A 19,653-nucleotide genomic window follows, 5' to 3' on the forward strand; every position below is an offset into this window, starting at 1 on the left:
AGGTGTACGCTTCGGGAACTGCGCGCTGGCCGCACTCAACCAGGCGGCGCCAATCACGCCTATTTAAACCATGCCGTTAATTAAATGAGTGCTCTTCAGCGGGGTAAATTCCTTGCTCCACGTCCTGAATATAGTGTTGCACCGCCGAGCGGATATCGCCGCTTTGCGCCAGGAAGTTTTTAGCGAATTTAGGCGTGTGGCCGCCGGTGATGCCGAACGCGTCGTGCATCACCAGGATTTGGCCATCGGTGGCATTGCCGGCACCGATGCCAATCACCGGAATGGTCAGTTCTTCGGTGATCTTACGCGCCAATTCGGTTGGCACGCATTCCAGCACCAGTAGCTGCATGCCGGCCAGCTCCAGATTTTTGGCATCTTCCAGCAGTTGCTTGGCGGCAAGCTCATCACGGCCTTGCACTTTGTAGCCGCCAAACACGTTAACGGATTGCGGTGTCAGGCCAAGGTGGCCGCACACCGGCACGGCACGTTCGGTCAGCATTTTCACCGTTTCGCACAGCCAGCTGCCGCCTTCCAGCTTCACCATGTTAGCGCCGGCCTGCATCAGCTCGGCGGCATTGGCACAGGCCGATTGCGGCGTGGCGTAACTCATAAAAGGCATATCGGCCAGCAACAGACAGGCTGGCGCGCCGCGGCGGACGGCGCGAGTATGATAGGCAACGTCGGCGACGGTGACCGGCAGCGTGGAGTCGTGGCCCTGCAGCGTCATCCCCAGCGAGTCGCCTACCAGCAACACTTTAACGCCTTGCTCTTCAAACAGTTTGGCAAAGCTGGCATCGTAGGCGGTGAGGGAAGCAAACTTGCGTTGTTCCTGCTTCCACTGGCGCAAATGGGTCACGGTGGTGGGTTTCATCACTACGTCTCCTGAATAGGGCCGAGCGGTATGCGCAGGGCCCTGGCTGCAAAAAAGTGCTGTCATTCTACTGTAACCCTAACGGGGTGGGTAGCGCAGATCATCATGCTTAAGAGCTTCTTAAGAACCTTGTGGTGTAATGGGCGGCAATGGCTAAAAAAGGACGCACATGCGAATTTTGCTGATAGAAGATGACAAGTTAATTGGCGACGGCATCAAGGCCGGCTTGACCAAACTTGGCTTTAATCTGGACTGGTTTACCGATGGTCTGGTGGGGAAAAACGCGCTGGAAAGCGCGCCTTACGACGCGGTTATTCTCGATCTCAGCCTGCCGGGTCTCGACGGTTTGGATCTGCTGCGACAGTGGCGGCAGGCTGGCCACGACGTGCCGGTGCTGATCCTCACCGCGCGTGATGCGTTGGAGCAGCGGGTCAGCGGCTTGCAGAGCGGCGCTGACGATTACCTGTGCAAGCCTTTTGCCCTGGCGGAAGTTGCGGCTCGCCTGCAGGCGTTGATCCGTCGTCGCCACGGCCAACTGATGCCGCAACTGGTGCATGGCAATGTGGTATTTGACGCCGCCACCCGCAGCGTGAGCTGTAACGGTGAACCGGTCACGCTGACACCGCGCGAGCTGGCGGTGCTGGAACTGTTTCTGCACAACAAGGGGCGGGTGCTGGCGCGGCCGCTGATCCAGGAAAAATTGTACAACTGGGACGATGAGGTCAGCAGCAACGCGGTAGAAGTGCATATTCACCACCTGCGACGCAAGTTGGGCAATAGTTTTATCCGCACCATTCACGGCGTGGGTTATACCCTGGGGGATGTGCCGTGAAACATCTTAGTCTGCGGTTGCGGCTGATCCTGATCTTCAGCCTGCTGGCATTATTGACCTGGTGCTCCGCCAGTTTGGTGGCGTGGATGATGACGCGCAACAACATCAACGAAGTGTTCGATACCCAACAGATGTTGTTCGCCAAACGCCTGGCGACCGCCAATCTGGGGGATCTTTTGGCCGACGAAAATGCACGCAGCCTGCCGAAAACCAAGAAGCTGGTGCATCACGGTAAACGCGGCGAGCAGGACGACGACGCGCTGGCGTTCGCCATTTTCGACCGTAACGGCAAGATGTTGCTCAATGATGGCGAGAACGGTGCGGATTTCCTGTTTGATGGCGAGCGAGAAGGCTTTACCGATGGTGAACGCAAAGGTGATGACGACAGTTGGCGGCTGCTGTGGCTGACCAGCCCGGACGGGCGTTATCGCATCGTCGTGGGGCAGGAGTGGGACTATCGACGCGATATGGCGTTGGGCATGGTGACTGGGCAACTGGTGCCCTGGCTGGTGACGCTGCCGATCCTGATGCTGCTGATTGCCTTGATGGTCGGGCGAGAACTGAAGCCATTGCGCACGGTCGCCGCTGGACTGCGCAAGCGCGCTCCGGATGACGCCACACCGCTGGACGCGCGCCAGGTACCTACCGAAGTGCGCCCACTGGTGGATGCGCTTAACGCGCTGTTTGCCCGCATTAATGCGCTATTGGTGCGTGAGCGGCGCTTTACCTCCGATGCGGCCCATGAGCTGCGCAGCCCGCTGGCGGCGCTGCGGGTGCAGACGGAAGTGGTGCAACTGGCGGGTGATGACGAACAGATGCGCGAGCATGCGCTGGAAAACCTGACGGTGAGTATCGATCGCGCGACCCGGCTGGTGGATCAGCTGCTGACGCTTTCGCGGCTGGATTCACTGTCTGATCTGGCCGAACTGGAAGCGGTCGACTGGGGGCAACTGGTGCCGATGACCCTGGCCGAACAGGATCGTCATGCCCATGCCGCAGGTGTCACGCTGCGCTATGAACAGCAGGGCACACCACCGCCGTTACAGGGGCAAGCGCTGCTGCTGTCGCTGCTGGTGCGCAATCTGGTGGATAACGCAGTGCGTTACACACCGGCAGGCGGCACCGTTACGGTGAAGCTGACAGAGCGGATGCTGAGGGTCGAAGACGATGGTCCGGGCGTGACGGAGGAACACCTGACAAGGCTGGGGGAACGTTTTTATCGCCCACCAGGACAGGAACAAACCGGCAGCGGGCTGGGATTATCCATAGTGCAGCGTATCGCCAGTTTGCACGGTCTGCGCGTCAGCTTTGCCAATCGGCCGGAAGGGGGATTTGTCGCGCAGGTGGTGCTGTGAGGGCGCCGTATATGAACTGCGCACGACGCTGGCGTTTACTTGGGTTTATGCCACAGTTCCATGCCGTTTTCCGGCACGCGCTTCAGGCAACTGGTCAGCGATTCGCCGTCCGGGAAAATCAGGTCAGGGGCGATTTCCGCCAGCGGGTAGAGCATGAACTCGCGTTCTTTCAGGCCGTAATGCGGCACCGTTAGGCGATCGGTATGAATAACCTGATCGCCGTACAGCATGATGTCTAAATCGAGGGAGCGTGGGCCCCAGCGCTCATCTTTGCGCACGCGGCCCTGATTGCGTTCTATCGCCTGGGTATGATCCAGCAGCTGTTCCGCAGGCAGCAAGGTATCCAGCGCCACCACCGCATTGAGAAAGTCCGGCTGGTTTTGCGGCCCCAGCGGCTTGGTGCGATAAAACGAAGAACAAAGGATCAACCGGGTGCGCGGGAGATGCTCCAGCGCTTCCAGTGCGGCCTTGACCTGTTGCAACGGGTGCGCCAGGTTACTGCCCAGCGCGATATAAACGCGGATCATTATTCCCCTTCTTTACGCGGCGTCCGACGGCGAGGGCGGCGTTGACGCGTGCGGCGCGGCGCCGGATCGTCACCCAAGGTACTCAACATGTTCTTTTGGCGCGCCGGGGTGGCTTCCTGGAACTCGCCCCACCATTCGGTCAGACGCAACATCTCCTGGTTTTCTTCCACTTCGGCACGCAGCGCCAGCAGATCGTAAGCGGCGCGGAATTTCGGGTGTTCCATCAGCTTGTGCGCGCGCTTGCCCTGGCGGCGAGACAGACGGAGCTGCAACTGCCAGATATCGCGAACCAGCGTGGTAATGCGTTTCGGGATCGCCAATGAACGGCATTGCTCGTCCAGCACGTCATTCATGGCCAGTGCGAAGGCGTCGTAGTACGCCAGACCGCTTTCCTGCGCCAGTTTCTGCGCATGTTCCAGCAGCGGATACCAAAGCATAGCAGCAAACAGGAATGCCGGATTGACGCGCATGTCGTTTTGCAGACGGTAGTCGGTGTTCTTCAGCACCTGAACCAGAATACGCTCCATTGGCGTGTCATGGGTCGGGGTGAAGTGACGTGCGATCTGCGGGAACAACGGCTGGAACAGCTGGTATTCACACAGCTTCAGATAGGTTGGGTAACCGTAGCCTGCCTGCAGCAGTTTCAGCGACTCTTCAAACAGGCGCGCCGGTGGGATCTCATGCAGCAGCGAGGCCAGACGCGGGATCGGCTCGGCGGTTTCGTCACTGATGGTCATGTCCAGCTTGGCGGCAAAGCGCACTGCACGCAGCATGCGTACCGGGTCTTCGCGGTAGCGGGTTTCCGGATCGCCGATCAGACGAATCACGCCCTGCTTCAGGTCGCGCAGGCCGTCGACGTAATCACGCAGGGTGAAGTCCGCCACGCCGTAATACAGGCTGTTGATGGTGAAGTCGCGACGCTGAGCATCTTCTTCGATCGAACCGAAGATGTTGTCGCGCAGCAGCATGCCGTTTTGGGCCTGCTGGGAAGAGTTTTTGTCAGAATCCGGCGTTTGCTGTTCGTGGTGGCCACGGAAGGTGGCAACCTCGATGATTTCCGGCCCGAACATCACGTGCGCCAAACGGAAACGGCGGCCCACCAGGCGGCAGTTACGGAACAGCTTGCGCACTTGCTCCGGCGTGGCGTTGGTGGTGATGTCGAAATCTTTCGGTTTTTTGCCCAGCAGCAGGTCACGTACACCGCCGCCGACCAGATAAGCTTCGAAGCCGGATTTATTCAGGCGGTACAGCACCTTCAGCGCGTTCTCACTGATGTCTTTACGTGAGATGGAGTGCTGATCGCGGGGGATAACGGTCATTGGGCCGGTTCCCTCTGCGGCAGGAAAAGGTGGGCGTTTACGCGGTGCCTGCCGGCGGGCAGGAGTATCTCTGCCGCGATCGGCGGAACGTTGCTGCGGCGCAGACGGCTTCGCAGCCACCGCGCTTTCTTCGCGGACTACGTTTGTATCGCTGACCGGCGCATCGTCACGCGGCAGCTTGTCATCGCGGGTTAGCACCTTACGGCAGAAATTGGCTACTCGGGTAAAAATGGTACACCTCGATAGTGTCTGAAAAAAATGGCGCTAACAAAAAATAGCGGCTAATCATAGCTCACCATGGCTCTTTTGAGAATGCTGATGTGTTTTCGTCCAGGGGAATAGCCTCCTGACGCGGCACATCATCCAGCTTCCAGTGTGCGATCGCCCAGCTCAATAATAACGGCAGGTCAAGATCTTGCCAGCTTTCCGGCAGCGGTTGGCGCAGAAACTTCAGTGCGGCAACCAGCACCGGGCGCGGATCGCCTGCGGGCAGCGCGGGCGCATGGTTTTGCTTCGACAATTTGATGCCGTTGGCACCCAGCGCCAACGGCAGATGAACATAGGCGGGCACCGGCGCCTGTAACTGACGGTACAACGCAATCTGACGCACGGTAGGTTCGATCAGATCGGCGCCGCGCACGATTTCGGTCACGCCCTGAAAATGGTCATCAACCACCACCGCCAGGTTATAAGCGAACAGCCCATCGCGTCGACGGATAATAAAGTCTTCCCGCGCCAACGCCGGATCGGCCTGCAATTCACCCTGCAGGCGATCGTGAAAGGCATAAACCGGGCTGGATTGGCGCAAACGGATGGCGGCGCCCTGCGGGCCGAGATTCAAAGCACGGCAATGACCATCATAAAGACCGCCAATCTGCTGGATACGACTGCGGGTGCAGTTGCAGAAATAGCTCAGTCCCTGCTGATGCAGGTGTTCCAGAGTGGCGCGGTAAGCTTCGTGACGTTGGGATTGATAGATGACCTGGCCGTCCCAGTGGAGACCATAGTGTTCCAGAGCGGATAAGATACGATCGGCCGCACCGGCGACTTCGCGCGGGGGATCGATATCTTCAATGCGAACCAGCCATTGCCCGTGTTGGGCACGAGCCTGGAGGTAGCTTCCCAGAGCGGCAATCAGCGAACCAAAATGCAGATCCCCGGAAGGCGATGGGGCAAAGCGCCCCACATAATGTCTTTCTTGCATATCAGAGGGGAAACTTTCCCTTTTCTCTGTGCGGCGCACACTGACGCGCACGCCGCAGCGATAACAACTGTATTAGCCGGCCATCTGCTTTTCGCGGATTTCGGCCAGAGTCTTGCAGTCGATGCACAAATCGGCAGTCGGACGCGCTTCGAGGCGACGAATGCCAATCTCCACGCCGCAGGATTCGCAGTAGCCGAAATCTTCGTCTTCTACTTTTCGCAGCGTTTTCTCGATCTTTTTGATCAGTTTGCGTTCGCGATCGCGGTTACGCAGTTCAAGGCTGAATTCTTCTTCCTGAGTGGCACGGTCGGCCGGGTCAGGGAAGTTTGCTGCCTCATCCTGCATATGCGATACAGTACGGTCCACTTCATCCCTGAGCTGGTTGCGCCATGCTTCAAGAATGCGCTTGAAATGCGACAACTGGGCGTCGTTCATGTACTCTTCGCCCGGCTTCTCTTGGTACGGCTCCACCCCAGCGATGGCGAGAATGCTCAAGGACGAGGTTTTACGGGTTTGCCCTTCTTGCATGTTGCTTCTCCTACATACACACGCACTATCGAATCCCCAATGCGGGGGAAAAACAGGCCGCTATAAATACCAGATGGGGAGTAGGTTGGCAATTATTCCTGTCGCCTGCTTGACAATGGTGTGAAGGAAGGCGTATTTGGCGATGCGATAACCGGTAGTCGGATTATTTGTACCCGGTCAGCGCTAATCGATAAAAAACGGTAACTTATCGCAGAGAGATATACCGTCAGGTGATAATTTAGCCCCATAACAAACCACTTCTACGCCCAACTGCTGAACCTGTGCCAACAGTGCCGCATAACGCTCATCTATATGATGTGCCGGTGCGACCTGCTCAATACCGCTATGTAACACAGCAAAGAACAATACCGCCCGTTGCCCGTTTTCAACCACGCTTTGCAACTCACGCAAGTGTTTCTGTCCTCTGAGCGTTACCGCATCAGGAAAGTAACCACGTTGTTGTTGCAGTAATGTGACTGACTTAACTTCAATATAGCAGTTGGCTCGATTTTCTGCCTGTAATAACAAATCGATACGGCTATTTTCACTGCCATATTTTACTTCGCTGCTGATTTTACTGTAACCGGATAATTCATTGATTAGATTCTGTTCGATTGCCTCGCGTACCAGCCCATTGGCACGCAGGGTATTTACGCAGATCCAATCCCCCTGTTGGGTATGCGTCAGTTCCCAGCTGTGGGCGTATTTGCGTTTGGCATTATCCGAGGTGGAGTACCAAACGGTGTCGCCGGGAGTCGCACAGCCGGTCATGGCCCCGGTATTGGCGCAGTGCAGCGTGAAGGTTTCCCCTTCTGGCGTGACGACGTCCGCCAGAAAGCGTTTGTAACGTTTAATCAGCGTGGCATGGCGCAGGGGGGGCGTAAAAATCATGGGGTGTCCTGAGGGGCTAAGGGCCATTGTTCAAGCATCTGATAACGCGTGCGGCCGTTTTCAAAAACTGACTGGTATAAGGCGAATTCGTTGGCGCTGAAGTGCCAGCCCGGCGTTGCGGGCGGTATGGCGACCGGCTGGGTCGCGGAGCGCAGCAGGGTGATATGCGGATGAAACGGCATTGGGCTTTGGTAGCAGCCGCTGCGCGCCGCCTGCGAGCGCAGCAATTCCGCCAGTTGCAACAGCCCACGTGGTGCGCGCCGGGTGCCAAGCCAAACGACGCCGGGACGCGGCCAGTGACCGAGATCATCGAGCACCATGCTGAAACCGGGCTGACTGATGCGACCGGCCAGTTTTTTCAACGCCGTTTCTTTCTGCGCCGTGACGTCGCCGAGAAAGGCCAGCGTCAGGTGCAAATTGGCGGCCGCGACCGGCCGACCGGCTTCCGGCGTAAAGGCATCGGCACGCCAGCGGATCACCTGCTGCTGCAGCGCATCAGGCAAGGTCAGGGCGAAAAACAGGCGGCGCGAACTGGACATAGATACCCGGCAAGTAAATGAAACGCAGAGTCTAATGCTACAATGTGCGCCGTCTAATGTTAACCACTACGGAGAGTTCTGTGTCTTCACTGCCCGTCAGCGCGGTTCTTGATGAATTGCTCACTGCGCTGCAATCCGCTCCGCAGGTTCTGCTGCATGCGCCGACCGGCGCCGGTAAATCGACCTGGCTGCCATTGCAGATCCTGGCTAAAGCCGGATTGCCTGGCCGCATTATCATGCTCGAACCCCGGCGGTTGGCGGCGAAGAACGTGGCGTACCGGTTGGCGCAGCAGTTAGGGGAAGAGCCCGGTCAGACCGTGGGCTACCGCATGCGCGCCGAAAGCAAAAGCGGGCCGGAGACCAAGCTGCTGGTGGTGACCGAAGGCATTCTCACCCGCATGCTGCAGCAGGATGCCGAGCTGCAGGGCGTTTCACTGGTGATCCTCGACGAATTCCACGAGCGCAGCCTGCAGGCCGATTTGGCGTTGGCGCTATTGCTGGACGTCCAACAAGGGCTGCGCGACGATCTGAAACTGCTGATCATGTCGGCGACGCTGGATAATGCCCGTTTGGCGCAGCTGTTGCCACAGGCACCGGCGGTGGTATCTTCCGGGCGCAGCTTCCCGGTAGAGCGCCAGTATCAGCCCCTGGCCAGCCACCAACGGCTGGAAGACGGCGTGGCGGCGGCGGTGAAGCGCCTGCTGTCTGAGCAAACGGGATCGCTGCTGCTGTTCCTGCCCGGCGTGGCAGAAATCAACCGGGTGCTGGAGCGGTTGAACGGTGAAGTGGCGGCCGATACCGAGCTGTGCCCACTGTACGGCGCTTTACCGCTGGCGCAGCAGCAGAAGGCGATTCAACCGGCGCCGACCGGTCGCCGTAAAGTGGTGCTGGCGACCAATATTGCCGAAACCAGTCTGACCATCGAAGGTATTCGGTTGGTGGTGGACAGTGGCTTGGAACGCGTTGCGCGTTATGACGTGCGCAATGGTCTGACGCGGCTGGTGACTCAGCGAGTCAGCCAGGCGTCGATGATCCAGCGTGCAGGCCGCGCCGGGCGTCTGGAACCGGGCATCTGCTGGCATCTGTTTGCCAAAGAGCAGGCTGAACGGGCGGCAGAGCACGCCGAGCCGGAAATCCTGCAAAGCGATCTCGCTGGTTTTTGGCTGGAGCTGCTGCAATGGGGTTGCCATGACGTCGGGCAACTGACCTGGCTCGACCGTCCGCCGGAAACGGCGCTGACCGCCGCAAAAAGGCTATTGCAGCAGCTTGGCGCCACCGATGACGCCGATAAGCTCACGGCGCGGGGCCGACAAATGGCTGTTCTGGGCTGTGAGCCGCGTTTGGCGGCGATGCTGACCCACGGCGCAGAACTGGGGGCGGATGGGTTGGCGACGGCCGCTGCTTTGGCTGCGTTGCTGGAGGAACCCCCGCGCGGTGGGCAAATGGATATCGGCTACTGGCTGAGTCGTCCGCAGCCAAATTGGCAGCGCCGCGCCACACAGCTAGCTCGCCGTCTGCAGGTGAAAGCGGGGCGGATTGATGTCGAACTGGCACCGCGGCTGCTGGCATTGGCGTTTACCGATCGCATTGCCCAACGACGGGGGCAGGATGGCCGCTATCTGCTGGCCAACGGCATGGGCGCGGCGATGAATCAGGATGAAGCATTGTCACGTGCCCCTTGGCTTATCGTGCCAAGCCTGCTACAGGGGCACAACAGCCCCGATGCGCGTATCCTGCTCGCGTTGCCGGTGGAAATTGATGCACTGGCGGCGCAGTTGCCGGCGATGGTTTCCCAGCAAACGGCGGTGGAATGGGATGAAGAAAAGGGCACTTTACGTGCCTGGAAACGCCAGCAAATTGGTCGTCTGACGCTGCGTGCTCAACCGTTGGCCAAGCCGGCGGACGAAGAGCTGCAGCAGGCATTGATTAACTGGGTTCGCGCTCAGGGCATAGCGGTACTCAACTGGGATACCGCCGCCGAACAGCTGCGGCTGCGCTTGCAGTGCGCGCAAAACTGGTTGCCGGAGGCCGCCTGGCCGCCGGTCGACGATGAGTCGCTGTTGGCCTCGCTGGAGCAGTGGTTATTGCCGTCGCTCGGTGGCGTGCGGGACATGCGCGGATTAAAACAGGTGAATATCGCCGAGGCTTTGGCGCGGTTGCTGAACTGGCAGCAAAAACAGCGGCTGGATAATGCGCTACCCACTCATTACACTGTGCCGACCGGCAGCCGCTTGCCCATCCGTTATGATGCTGGAAAACCTCCGGCGCTGGCGGTGCGTTTACAGGAAGTGTTCGGTGAACAGCGCAGCCCGATGTTGGCCGAAGGTCGCATCCCGGTGGTGCTTGAGTTACTCTCACCGGCGCACCGGCCGTTGCAAATTACCGGCGATCTGGCGGCGTTCTGGCAGGGGGCTTACCGGGAAGTGCAAAAAGAGATGAAAGGGCGCTACCCGAAACACGTGTGGCCGGACGATCCGGCGAATACCGCCCCGACGCGGCGCACGAAAAAATATCAGTAGCCTCGTCATATTTGACGCCGCATCTGTGTTGGCTGTGTTCACTTACCCGAATCACTTACTAGAGTAAGCTCATCGGGATAAGCTCTCTCACCGCGTTACTCGGCAGAGCCTCGCCCCGTTGGGGCCAGCGCAAGCGCTGTTCAACAAAACCGTTGGTTTTGTTGTGATGCAACGCCAATTATTTAGAAGAAGAATTCAGATGTTTCTTCTGTTCAGCGGTCTGGCGCCGCGACAGATTAAGCGACTCATAATGGCCGGCAGTGCCGCCAAGTCTGGAGAACAACAGCAATGGCTGGGGATGACCGCGAGCCCATCGGGCGCAAAGGGAAACAACCAACACGCACCGCGTCGCGCAAGCCGCCGCGCCGTCGTCGAGATGACGATTACGATGATTACGAGGAAGACGAGTACCAGGATGACGATGATGATTATGAAGACGAGGAAGAACGCATGCCGCGTAAGGTAAAAGCGACTCCGCCGCGTAAAAAACGCCGTTGGCTCGGCCTGCTGATCAAACTGATTCTGGTGGTTGCCGTGCTGTTGGCGATCTACGGCGTGTACCTGGATTCGCAGATCCGCAGCCGCATTGACGGCAAGGTCTGGCAGTTGCCGGCGGCGGTTTATGGCCGCATGGTCAACCTGGAACCGGGCATGCCGTACAGCAAAAAGGAAATGGTCAATTTACTCGAGGGCATGCAATACCGCCAGGTAAGCCGCATGACGCGCCCGGGTGAGTTTACCGTGCAGGCCAACAGCATCGAGTTGCTGCGTCGTCCGTTTGATTTCCCGGACGGCAAAGAAGGGCAGATCCACGCGCGTCTGAATTTCCAGAACAACCGTCTCGCGAATATCGAGAACATGGAAAACCAGCGCAGCTTCGGCTTCTTCCGTCTCGATCCGCGTCTGATCACCATGTTGCAGTCGCCGAACGGCGAACAGCGGCTGTTCGTGCCGCGCGCCGGTTTCCCTGACCTGCTGGTGGATACGCTGATTGCCACCGAAGACCGTCACTTCTATGAGCATGACGGCATCAGCCCTTACTCCATCGGTCGTGCGGTGCTGGCTAACCTGACCGCCGGACGTGCGGTGCAGGGCGGCAGTACCCTGACGCAGCAGTTGGTAAAAAACCTGTTCCTGACCAACGAGCGTTCGCTGTGGCGTAAGGCCAATGAAGCCTACATGGCGTTGTTGGTGGATTACCGTTACAGCAAGGATCGCATCCTTGAGCTGTATCTGAACGAGGTTTATCTCGGCCAGAGCGGCAACGATCAAATTCGCGGTTTCCCGTTGGCCAGCCTGTATTACTTCGGCCGCCCGGTGGACGAACTGAGCCTGGATCAGCAGGCGCTGCTGGTGGGCATGGTCAAGGGCGCGTCACTGTACAACCCTTGGCGTAACCCGAAGCTGGCGCTGGAACGTCGTAACCTGGTGCTCAAACTGCTGCAGAACCAGGGCGTTATTGATGCTGAACTGTACGACATGCTCAGCGCTCGTCCACTGGGCGTGCAGCCGAAAGGTGGGGTGATCACACCGCAGCCGGCGTTTATGCAGATGGTGCGTCAGGAGCTGCAAGCCAAGCTGGGCGACAAGGTTAACGACTTGTCCGGGGTGAAAATCTTCACCACGCTGGATCCGGTGTCGCAAGATGCGGCGGAAAAAGCGGTTGAAGACGGCGTGCCGGCCCTGAAGGCGGCTCGTCATGTTCAGGATCTGGAAGCGGCGATGGTGATTGTCGATCGTTTCAGCGGCGAAGTTCGCGCCATGGTCGGCGGTGCCAACCCGCAGTTTGCCGGGTTTAACCGTGCCATGCAGGCGCGTCGCCTGGTCGGTTCACTGGCCAAGCCGCCGACGTACCTGACTGCGCTGTCTGAGCCGGACAAATATCGTCTGAACACCTGGCTGGCGGATCAGCCGCTGACGCTGAAATTGTCGAACGGTACCGTCTGGCAGCCAAACAACTATGACCGCAAGTTCCGCGGGCAGGTGATGCTGGTGGATGGCCTTGCCTTTTCACTCAACGTACCGACGGTAAACCTGGGTATGTCGGTTGGCCTGGATCAGGTCAGCGCAACGCTGCAGCGTTTGGGCATTCCGAAAGCTGAAATCAATCCGGTGCCTTCGATGCTGCTCGGCGCGATTGGCCTGACGCCGATGGAAGTGGCGCAGGAATACCAGACCATTGCCGGTGGCGGTAACCGTGCTCCGCTGTCTGCGGTGCGTTCGGTGATTGCTGAAGACGGCTCAGTGCTGTACCAGAGCTTCCCGCAGGCGGAACGCGTGGTACCGGCCCAGGCGGCTTACCTGACGCTGTATGCGATGCAGCAGGGCGTAGCGCGCGGGACTTCCCGCTCATTGTCGGTGAAATTCCCCAACTACAATCTGGCGGCGAAAACCGGTACCACCAACGACCTGCGCGACAGCTGGTTTGCCGGTATCGACGGTAAAGAAGTGGCTATCGCCTGGGTAGGGCGCGATAACAACGGCCCAGCCAAGCTGACCGGTGCCAACGGTGCGCTGACGCTGTATCGCCGCTATCTGGAAAACCAGACGCCGCTGCCGCTGATGCTGCAACCGCCGGAAGGTATCAACCAGATGACTATCGACGGCAGCGGTAACTTCGTCTGTGGCGGCGGTGGGCGTACCATTCCGGTATGGACCGATAATCCGCAGGGGCTGTGCCAGGCGAGTCAGGCCGCTCAGCAGCAGCAACAAGAGCAGCAGCAACAGCCAGCGGGCGAACAAAAAGATGCTGACGGCGTTGCCGGCTGGATCAAGGACATGTTCGGCAAGTAAGCGACCTTGCTTGTCACCGCTCAGGTGAAAAGTTTTTCTTTATTATTAAGCCCGTAACTTCCCGTTGCGGGCTTTTTTATTTCTTTGCGCAGTTTATTTCCACCTGCTTGATGTGGCTAAGCGGTTAATCGCACACCAATTTACCGGCCGAATTCGACTTGCAGTTTAATTTAGCTTCTGCATAAAATGCCGCGATTATAATAATTATTATCGTTTACATTCGTTATCAAATAATTCATCAGAGAAACCACCTATGTCGACCAAGCGTCTTCCTTCCGCGGCCAAGCAGAGCCGTTCTCACGTCAGTGGGTTAGCGATGACTATCGCTGCCGCCCTTGGCACGCTGGCTATGCCGGCATTTTCCGCCGATACCAAGTCCGCCGCCAAGGAAGAGACCCTTACCGTGGTGGGCAGCAGCCAATCGCAGCAGGAAAACGCCTGGGGACCGGTAGGGACCTACGCGGCCAAACACAGTGCCACCGGTACCAAAACCGACACGCCGATTGAAAAGACTCCGCAGTCGGTTTCCGTCGTGACGCGTGAAGAGATGGATATGCGCCAGCCGGATACGGTAAAAGGCGCACTGGCTTATACGCCGGGCGTAATGGTGGGCAACCGCGGCGCCTCTACCGCTTATGATGCCGTAAATATTCGTGGTTTCAGTTCGGTAGGTACCAACATGTACCTGGATGGGCTGAAGCTGCAGGACGATAACTATTCCATTTACCAAATTGACCCTTACTTCCTGGAACGTGCGGAAGTGTTGCGTGGCCCTTCGTCGGTGCTTTATGGCAAGAGCAACCCGGGCGGGGTTGTCGCCTTGGTCAGTAAGCGGCCGACCACGGAAACCCTGCGTGAAGTTCAGTTTAAAATGGGTACCGACAATCTGTTCCAGACCGGCTTCGACTTTGGCGGGGCATTGGATGATGACGGCATTTATTCCTATCGCTTGACCGGTCTGGCGCGAGATGAAGATCAGCAGCAGGTCGGTGAGAAGAGCAAACGCTATGCGATTGCGCCTTCTTTCAGCTGGCGGCCGGATGATCGTACGTCACTGACATTCCTCAGCAGTTTCCAGGATGACCCAAGCGTGGGCTTCTATGGCTGGCTGCCGAAAGAGGGCACGGTACAAAATGGGATTAACGGCAAGTTGCCAACCAGTTTCAACGACGGTGAGCCGGGTTATAACAACATCTCGCGTAAGCAACAGATGGTGGGATACGCCTTTGAGCATGGCTTTGATGATGTGTGGACCCTGCGTCAAAACCTGCGTTATTCCAAGATGGACGTGGACTACCGTTCTATCTATGGCCAGGGCATCAGCGCGACCAATCCTGCAGAGTTGACGCGTGGGGTGATGAACTCGAAAGAGCATTTGTCGAGTTTTGCAGTGGACACTCAGGCGCAGGCAAAGTTTGCGACGGCAGCGGTTGCTCACACCTTGCTGATGGGTGTGGACTACATGCGTATGCGTAACGACGTCGTTTATCAGTATGGCAGTGCTTCTAGCCTTAATGTGGTGGCGCCGCAGTACGGCAATCAAAGCTATACCATTACCGGCGGCGCCAGCCAGGTTAACCGCCAAGAGCAGACCGGGCTTTACGTGCAGGATCAGGCCGAGTGGAACAACTGGGTACTGACCATGGGCGGGCGTTATGACTGGAGCGACACCAACAGCACCAACCGCCTGAAACAGAATTTGGTATCAAAACAGAAGGACAACGAGTTCACCGGCCGCGCGGGTTTGAACTATGTATTTGAAAACGGCATTGCGCCCTATGTCAGCTACAGTGAATCCTTTGAACCTACTTCAGGGACTGACTTTAGTGGCAATACCTTCGCCGCTTCCAAAGGCAAGCAGTATGAAGCCGGGGTGAAGTTTGCACCTAAAGATCGCCCAATTACTGCCAGCATTGCGATTTATCAGCTGACCAAAACCAACAATAAGGTGGCGGATCCCGATCCGGAACACTCGTTTGCTAGCGTGCTAGGAGGGGAGATCCGCTCCCGCGGGGTAGAGCTGGAAGGCAAAGCCGCACTGACGGCCAACGTCAACCTGCTGGGGTCTTATACCTACACGGATGCCGAGTACACCAAGGACACCACGCTACAGGGCAATACCCCGGCGGCGATTCCAAAACATATGGCTTCAGTGTGGGCGGATTACACCTTCCATGAAACCGCACTCAGCGGGTTGACCCTGGGCTCCGGCGTTCGTTATGTCGGTTCCAGCTATGGTGATGAAGCCAACACCTTTAAAGTAAAGGACTATACGGTTGTAGATGCGGCGATAAAATACGATTTGGCGCGTTTCAATCTGCCAGGCTCCTCGATTGGCATCAACGTGAACAACCTGTTTGATAAAGAATACGTCTCCAGCTGCTTTGCCACCTATGGCTGCTACTGGGGCGCTGAACGTCAGGTGGTCGCCACCGCAACCTTCCGCTTCTAATCGGATTACCGGGGCGGCGCCATGTCGCCCCGGACAGAGTAGGACCTATGCAGGATAAACACCTCAATCACGACGCCACCTTTACCCTGGACAGCGCCAGCTTTGCCGTTCCCGGCCGCGTGCTGCTACAACCCTTGTCGTTGACCTTTCCCGTGGGGAAAGTCTGCGGGCTGATCGGCCACAACGGCTCCGGCAAATCGACCTTGCTGAAAATTCTCGGTCGCCACCAAAATCCAACCGCCGGTACGGCGCGGCTTAACCAGCAACTGCTGAGCCAATGGGACAGCAAGGCCTTCGCACGTCAGGTCGCTTATCTCCCTCAACAATTGCCCGCCGCGGAAGGGATGACGGTGCGCGAACTGGTGGCGATTGGCCGCTACCCCTGGCATGGCGCCTTGGGCCGCTTTGGTGTTAACGATCGCCAGCAGGTGGAAGAGGCGATTGCGCTGGTGGGGCTGAAGCCGTTTGCCAACCGCCTGGTCGATAGCCTGTCCGGCGGCGAGCGCCAACGCGCCTGGCTGGCGATGATGGTGGCGCAAGACAGCCGCTGCCTGTTGCTGGACGAGCCGACCTCGGCGCTGGATATTGCCCATCAGGTTGAGGTACTGGCTTTGATCCAACGTTTGAGCCATGAGCGTGGCCTGACGGTGATTGCGGTGCTGCATGACATCAATATGGCCGCACGCTACTGCGACCATCTGGTGGCGTTGCGCGGCGGCGAGATGATTGCCCAGGGCACCCCGCTGGAGTTGATGCAGGGTGACGTGCTGGAGCAAATCTACGGTATTCCTATGGGTACGCTGCCGCATCCAAGCGGCGGCGCGCCGGTGAGTTTTGTCTACTGATGCCTGATTCTTCTGATTTTCATCATGATGCCGTTCGCCGTCGCCTGCTGACGGCCATGGCGCTGTCGCCCCTGCTGTTTTCCTTGCCGAGCCAGGCTGCGGCAACGCCACCCGATCTTGCGCGCATTGTGGCGCTGGAGTGGTTGCCTGTCGAGCTGCTGCTGGCTCTGGGGATCACGCCGCTGGCCGTCGCGGATATCCACAACTACAACCTGTGGGTAGAAGAGCCGAAAATGCCGGCGTCGGTGATCGACGTCGGTCAACGCACCGAACCGAATCTGGAATTGCTGCAGCAGCTGCGCCCCTCGCTGTTGCTGCTGTCGCAGGGATACGGGCCGACGCCGCAAAAGCTGGCCCCTATCGGCCCGACCATGAGCTTCGGCTTCAATGACGGCAGCGGCAAACCGCTGACGGTGGGCCGGAAGTCGTTAGTGCAACTGGCGCAGCGGCTGGGCCTTGAGGCACGGGCAGAGCAGCACCTGATCCAGTTCGACCGATTTATCCAGGATGCGCGTCAGCGGCTGCAGTCTTACAGCCGACAGCCGCTGCTGCTGTTCTCCCTGCTGGACACGCGCCATGCGCTGGTCATTGGCCAGAAAAGCCTGTTCCAGGAGGTGATGGACCAGCTTGGGATCCAAAATGCCTGGGAGGGAGAAACCAATTTCTGGGGTACGGCGGTAGTGGGCATTGAGCGCCTGACGGCGGTAAAAAATGCGCGCGCGATTTATCTCGATCACGGCAATCAGGCCATGATGGAAAAAGTCAGTTCTACCCCACTGTGGCAGGCATTGCCGTTTGTCAGGCAGAACCAATTGCGTCAGGTGCCGGCTGTGTGGTTTTACGGCGCGACGCTGTCAGCGATGCGTTTTTGCCATCTGCTGGAGCAGGCGCAGGAGAGTTATTCATGAGCGCACGCATTCGCGCATTACCGCTGACATTGCTGCTGTTACTGTTGGCGGCGGCGGGCGGCCTGACGATCTACAATCTGCTGCAACAGCTGCCCTGGGCACTGTGGGGACAGGCGCTGAGCGCGCCGAACATCGACGATGTGCGCCAAATGTTGTTCCACTACAGCCTGTTGCCACGGCTGTCGGTGTCTCTGTTGGCCGGTGCCGGCTTGGGGCTGGTTGGCGTACTGTTCCAGCAGGTGCTGCGCAATCCGCTGGCGGAACCGGCGACGCTCGGCGTGTCAGCTGGGGCGCAGCTTGGGCTGACTATTGCCACTTTGTGGATGTTGCCGGGCGGTGAGATGACCCGGCAACTGGCGGCAATGGCTGGCGCCATCCTGGTCGGCGGGCTGGTGTTCGGCGTGGCCTGGGGCAAACGTATGTCCCCGGTGACGCTGATCCTGGCCGGGCTGGTGCTGGGGCTGTATTGCGGGGCGGTCAACAGTCTGCTGGCACTGTTCAACTACGATCAACTGCAGGGTCTGTTCCTGTGGAGCACCGGTGCGTTAAACCAGCAGGACTGGAGCACCGCGCAGTTTATCCTGCCGCGCCTGCTGATTGCCGGGGTGTTGGCTGTGCTGTTGTTGCGCCCGCTGACCTTGCTGGGGCTGGACGATGGTGTTGCGCGCAATCTGGGTTTAGGGTTGTCGATGGCGCGTTTTTGCGCGCTGGCGGTGGCGATAATTTTCAGTGCGATGTTGGTGAATGCGGTAGGCGTCATTGGCTTTATTGGCCTGTTTGCACCGCTGATGGCAAAAATGCTGGGCGCGCGCCGTCTGGCGCATCGCATGATGCTGGCGCCGTTGCTGGGGGCGCTGCTGCTGTGGTTGACCGACCAGGTGATGATCTGGTTGACGCAGGTCTGGCGTGAGATCCCGACCGGGGCGGCAACGGCGCTGTTTGGTGCTCCGCTGTTGCTGTGGTTGTTGCCGCGGTTGCGCAGTGCCGCTACGCCGCCACCAATGAACCTGGGTGACAGGGTACCTGCCGAACGCGGTCATCTGTGGGGGTGGGCAGCACTGGCAGCGACGGTGTTGCTGGCCGGCATTGCCGTGGCATTGATGTTTGGTCAGAACGCCACAGGCTGGCACTGGAGCCAGGGCGCAGAGCTGGAGTCATTGATGCCGTGGCGCTGGCCACGCGTGCTGTCAGCGCTGGCTGCGGGCATGATGCTGGCGGTGGCGGGGACCTTGATCCAAAAGCTGACCGGCAACCCGATGGCCAGCCCGGAAGTGCTGGGTATCAGCTCCGGCGCGGCCTTTGGCGTGGTGGTCATGCTGTTTATCGTGCCGGGGGATGCCTTTGTCTGGCTGCTGCCGGCCGGCAGCCTGGGGGCAGCGGCGACGCTATTGGTGATTATGATCGCCGCCGGGCGCGGTGGTTTTTCCACCGAACGCATGCTGCTGGCCGGTATTGCGCTCAGCACGGCCTTTACCACCACTATTTTCCTGCTGCTGGCAAGCGGCGATCCGCGTATGGGCGGGTTGCTGACCTGGATTTCAGGTTCCACCTACTCGGTGACGCCGGAACAGGCGATACGTACGGCGGCCATTGCTGCGCTGCTGATCGCGTTGGCGCCATTGTGTCGCCGCTGGCTCAGTATTCTGCCTTTGGGCAGTGCCACGGCCCGTTCGGTGGGGATTGCGCTGACGCCGGTGCGAGTGGTCATTCTGCTGCTGGCTGCTACGCTGACGGCGATGGCGACGTTGACCGTGGGGCCGTTGAGCTTTATCGGCCTGATGGCGCCGCATATGGCACGTATGCTGGGCTTCCGCCGTGCGTTACCGCAGATGGTGATAGCTGCGCTGTTGGGGGGCTTGCTGATGGTGTTTGCCGACTGGTGTGGCCGCATGGTGATGTTCCCGTACCAGATCCCTGCCGGGCTGCTGGCCACCTTTATCGGGGCGCCGTATTTCGTTTATTTGCTGCGTAAGCAAACCTCGTAACCGACGTCCTTCCTGCCGTTTCTATCCTCCAAGGCTCAGCATCGCTGGGCCTTTATTTTTTCGTCTTTTCATACCATTGCAAAGC

Annotated in this window: 15 protein-coding genes; 8 read left to right on the plus strand and 7 right to left on the minus strand. The window is 58.8% G+C overall.

Going from position 1 to position 19,653, the window contains the following annotated elements:
• Positions 1-76: 76 nt before the first annotated feature.
• A complete protein-coding gene (gene panB / locus AC1RKG_RS13035) occupies positions 77-871 on the minus strand; it encodes a 3-methyl-2-oxobutanoate hydroxymethyltransferase (protein ID WP_020828568.1) in 795 nt (264 codons plus the stop codon).
• A gap of 169 nt (positions 872-1,040) precedes the next feature.
• On the opposite strand from panB, the gene qseB reads away from it, so the two are divergent.
• Complete coding sequence (gene qseB / locus AC1RKG_RS13040) at positions 1,041-1,703, plus strand: quorum sensing response regulator transcription factor QseB (protein WP_020828567.1); 663 nt, start codon at positions 1,041-1,043, stop codon at positions 1,701-1,703.
• Positions 1,700-3,058, plus strand: a complete 1,359-nt coding sequence (qseC, locus tag AC1RKG_RS13045) for a quorum sensing histidine kinase QseC (protein ID WP_128865423.1) — start codon at positions 1,700-1,702, stop codon at positions 3,056-3,058. The genes qseB and qseC overlap by 4 nt, the downstream gene beginning before the upstream one ends.
• A gap of 35 nt (positions 3,059-3,093) precedes the next feature.
• Here the strand turns inward: qseC and folK are convergent, their stop codons facing one another.
• From folK to thpR, 6 genes are all read right to left on the minus strand, one after another.
• The gene (gene folK / locus AC1RKG_RS13050; RefSeq protein WP_020828566.1) at positions 3,094-3,585 is read right to left on the minus strand and encodes a 2-amino-4-hydroxy-6-hydroxymethyldihydropteridine diphosphokinase; all 492 of its coding nucleotides are present in this window, start codon (positions 3,583-3,585) and stop codon (positions 3,094-3,096) included.
• Entirely contained in the window at positions 3,585-5,135 is a 1,551-nt protein-coding gene (gene pcnB / locus AC1RKG_RS13055; RefSeq protein ID WP_071844533.1) for a polynucleotide adenylyltransferase PcnB, read from the minus strand. Before pcnB ends, folK begins: the two co-directional genes overlap by 1 nt.
• A gap of 61 nt (positions 5,136-5,196) precedes the next feature.
• The gene (gene gluQRS / locus AC1RKG_RS13060) at positions 5,197-6,108 is read right to left on the minus strand and encodes a tRNA glutamyl-Q(34) synthetase GluQRS (protein WP_020828564.1); all 912 of its coding nucleotides are present in this window, start codon (positions 6,106-6,108) and stop codon (positions 5,197-5,199) included.
• Positions 6,109-6,180: 72 nt separating this feature from the next.
• Complete coding sequence (gene dksA / locus AC1RKG_RS13065) at positions 6,181-6,636, minus strand: RNA polymerase-binding protein DksA (RefSeq protein WP_020828563.1); 456 nt, start codon at positions 6,634-6,636, stop codon at positions 6,181-6,183.
• 183 nt (positions 6,637-6,819) lie between these two features.
• Complete coding sequence (sfsA, locus tag AC1RKG_RS13070) at positions 6,820-7,527, minus strand: DNA/RNA nuclease SfsA (protein ID WP_115058047.1); 708 nt, start codon at positions 7,525-7,527, stop codon at positions 6,820-6,822.
• Positions 7,524-8,066, minus strand: a complete 543-nt coding sequence (gene thpR, locus AC1RKG_RS13075; RefSeq protein WP_020828561.1) for an RNA 2',3'-cyclic phosphodiesterase — start codon at positions 8,064-8,066, stop codon at positions 7,524-7,526. Before thpR ends, sfsA begins: the two co-directional genes overlap by 4 nt.
• Before the next feature lie 56 nt (positions 8,067-8,122).
• On the opposite strand from thpR, the gene hrpB reads away from it, so the two are divergent.
• From hrpB to fhuB, 6 genes are all read left to right on the plus strand, one after another.
• On the plus strand, positions 8,123-10,585 hold the full coding sequence (gene hrpB / locus AC1RKG_RS13080; RefSeq protein WP_493183218.1) for an ATP-dependent helicase HrpB: 2,463 nt from the start codon (positions 8,123-8,125) through the stop codon (positions 10,583-10,585).
• Between the two features lie 288 nt (positions 10,586-10,873).
• Positions 10,874-13,378 carry a bifunctional glycosyl transferase/transpeptidase gene (mrcB, locus tag AC1RKG_RS13085; protein ID WP_046372662.1) on the plus strand — a complete coding sequence of 835 codons (2,505 nt, stop codon included), beginning with the start codon at positions 10,874-10,876 and terminating at the stop codon, positions 13,376-13,378.
• Positions 13,379-13,631: 253 nt separating this feature from the next.
• Positions 13,632-15,830, plus strand: a complete 2,199-nt coding sequence (gene fhuA / locus AC1RKG_RS13090) for a ferrichrome porin FhuA (RefSeq protein WP_493183219.1) — start codon at positions 13,632-13,634, stop codon at positions 15,828-15,830.
• A 47-nt stretch (positions 15,831-15,877) separates the two neighbouring features.
• A complete protein-coding gene (gene fhuC / locus AC1RKG_RS13095) occupies positions 15,878-16,675 on the plus strand; it encodes a Fe3+-hydroxamate ABC transporter ATP-binding protein FhuC (RefSeq protein ID WP_046372664.1) in 798 nt (265 codons plus the stop codon).
• Positions 16,675-17,583 (plus strand): Fe(3+)-hydroxamate ABC transporter substrate-binding protein FhuD, encoded by a 909-nt coding sequence (fhuD, locus tag AC1RKG_RS13100; RefSeq protein WP_046372665.1) that lies wholly within the window; start codon positions 16,675-16,677, stop codon positions 17,581-17,583. Before fhuC ends, fhuD begins: the two co-directional genes overlap by 1 nt.
• A complete protein-coding gene (gene fhuB / locus AC1RKG_RS13105) occupies positions 17,580-19,568 on the plus strand; it encodes a Fe(3+)-hydroxamate ABC transporter permease FhuB (RefSeq protein ID WP_413510779.1) in 1,989 nt (662 codons plus the stop codon). Before fhuD ends, fhuB begins: the two co-directional genes overlap by 4 nt.
• Positions 19,569-19,653 lie beyond the last annotated feature (85 nt).

The sequence above is a fragment of the Serratia sp. GW822-FHT06D09 genome, assembly GCF_058799515.1.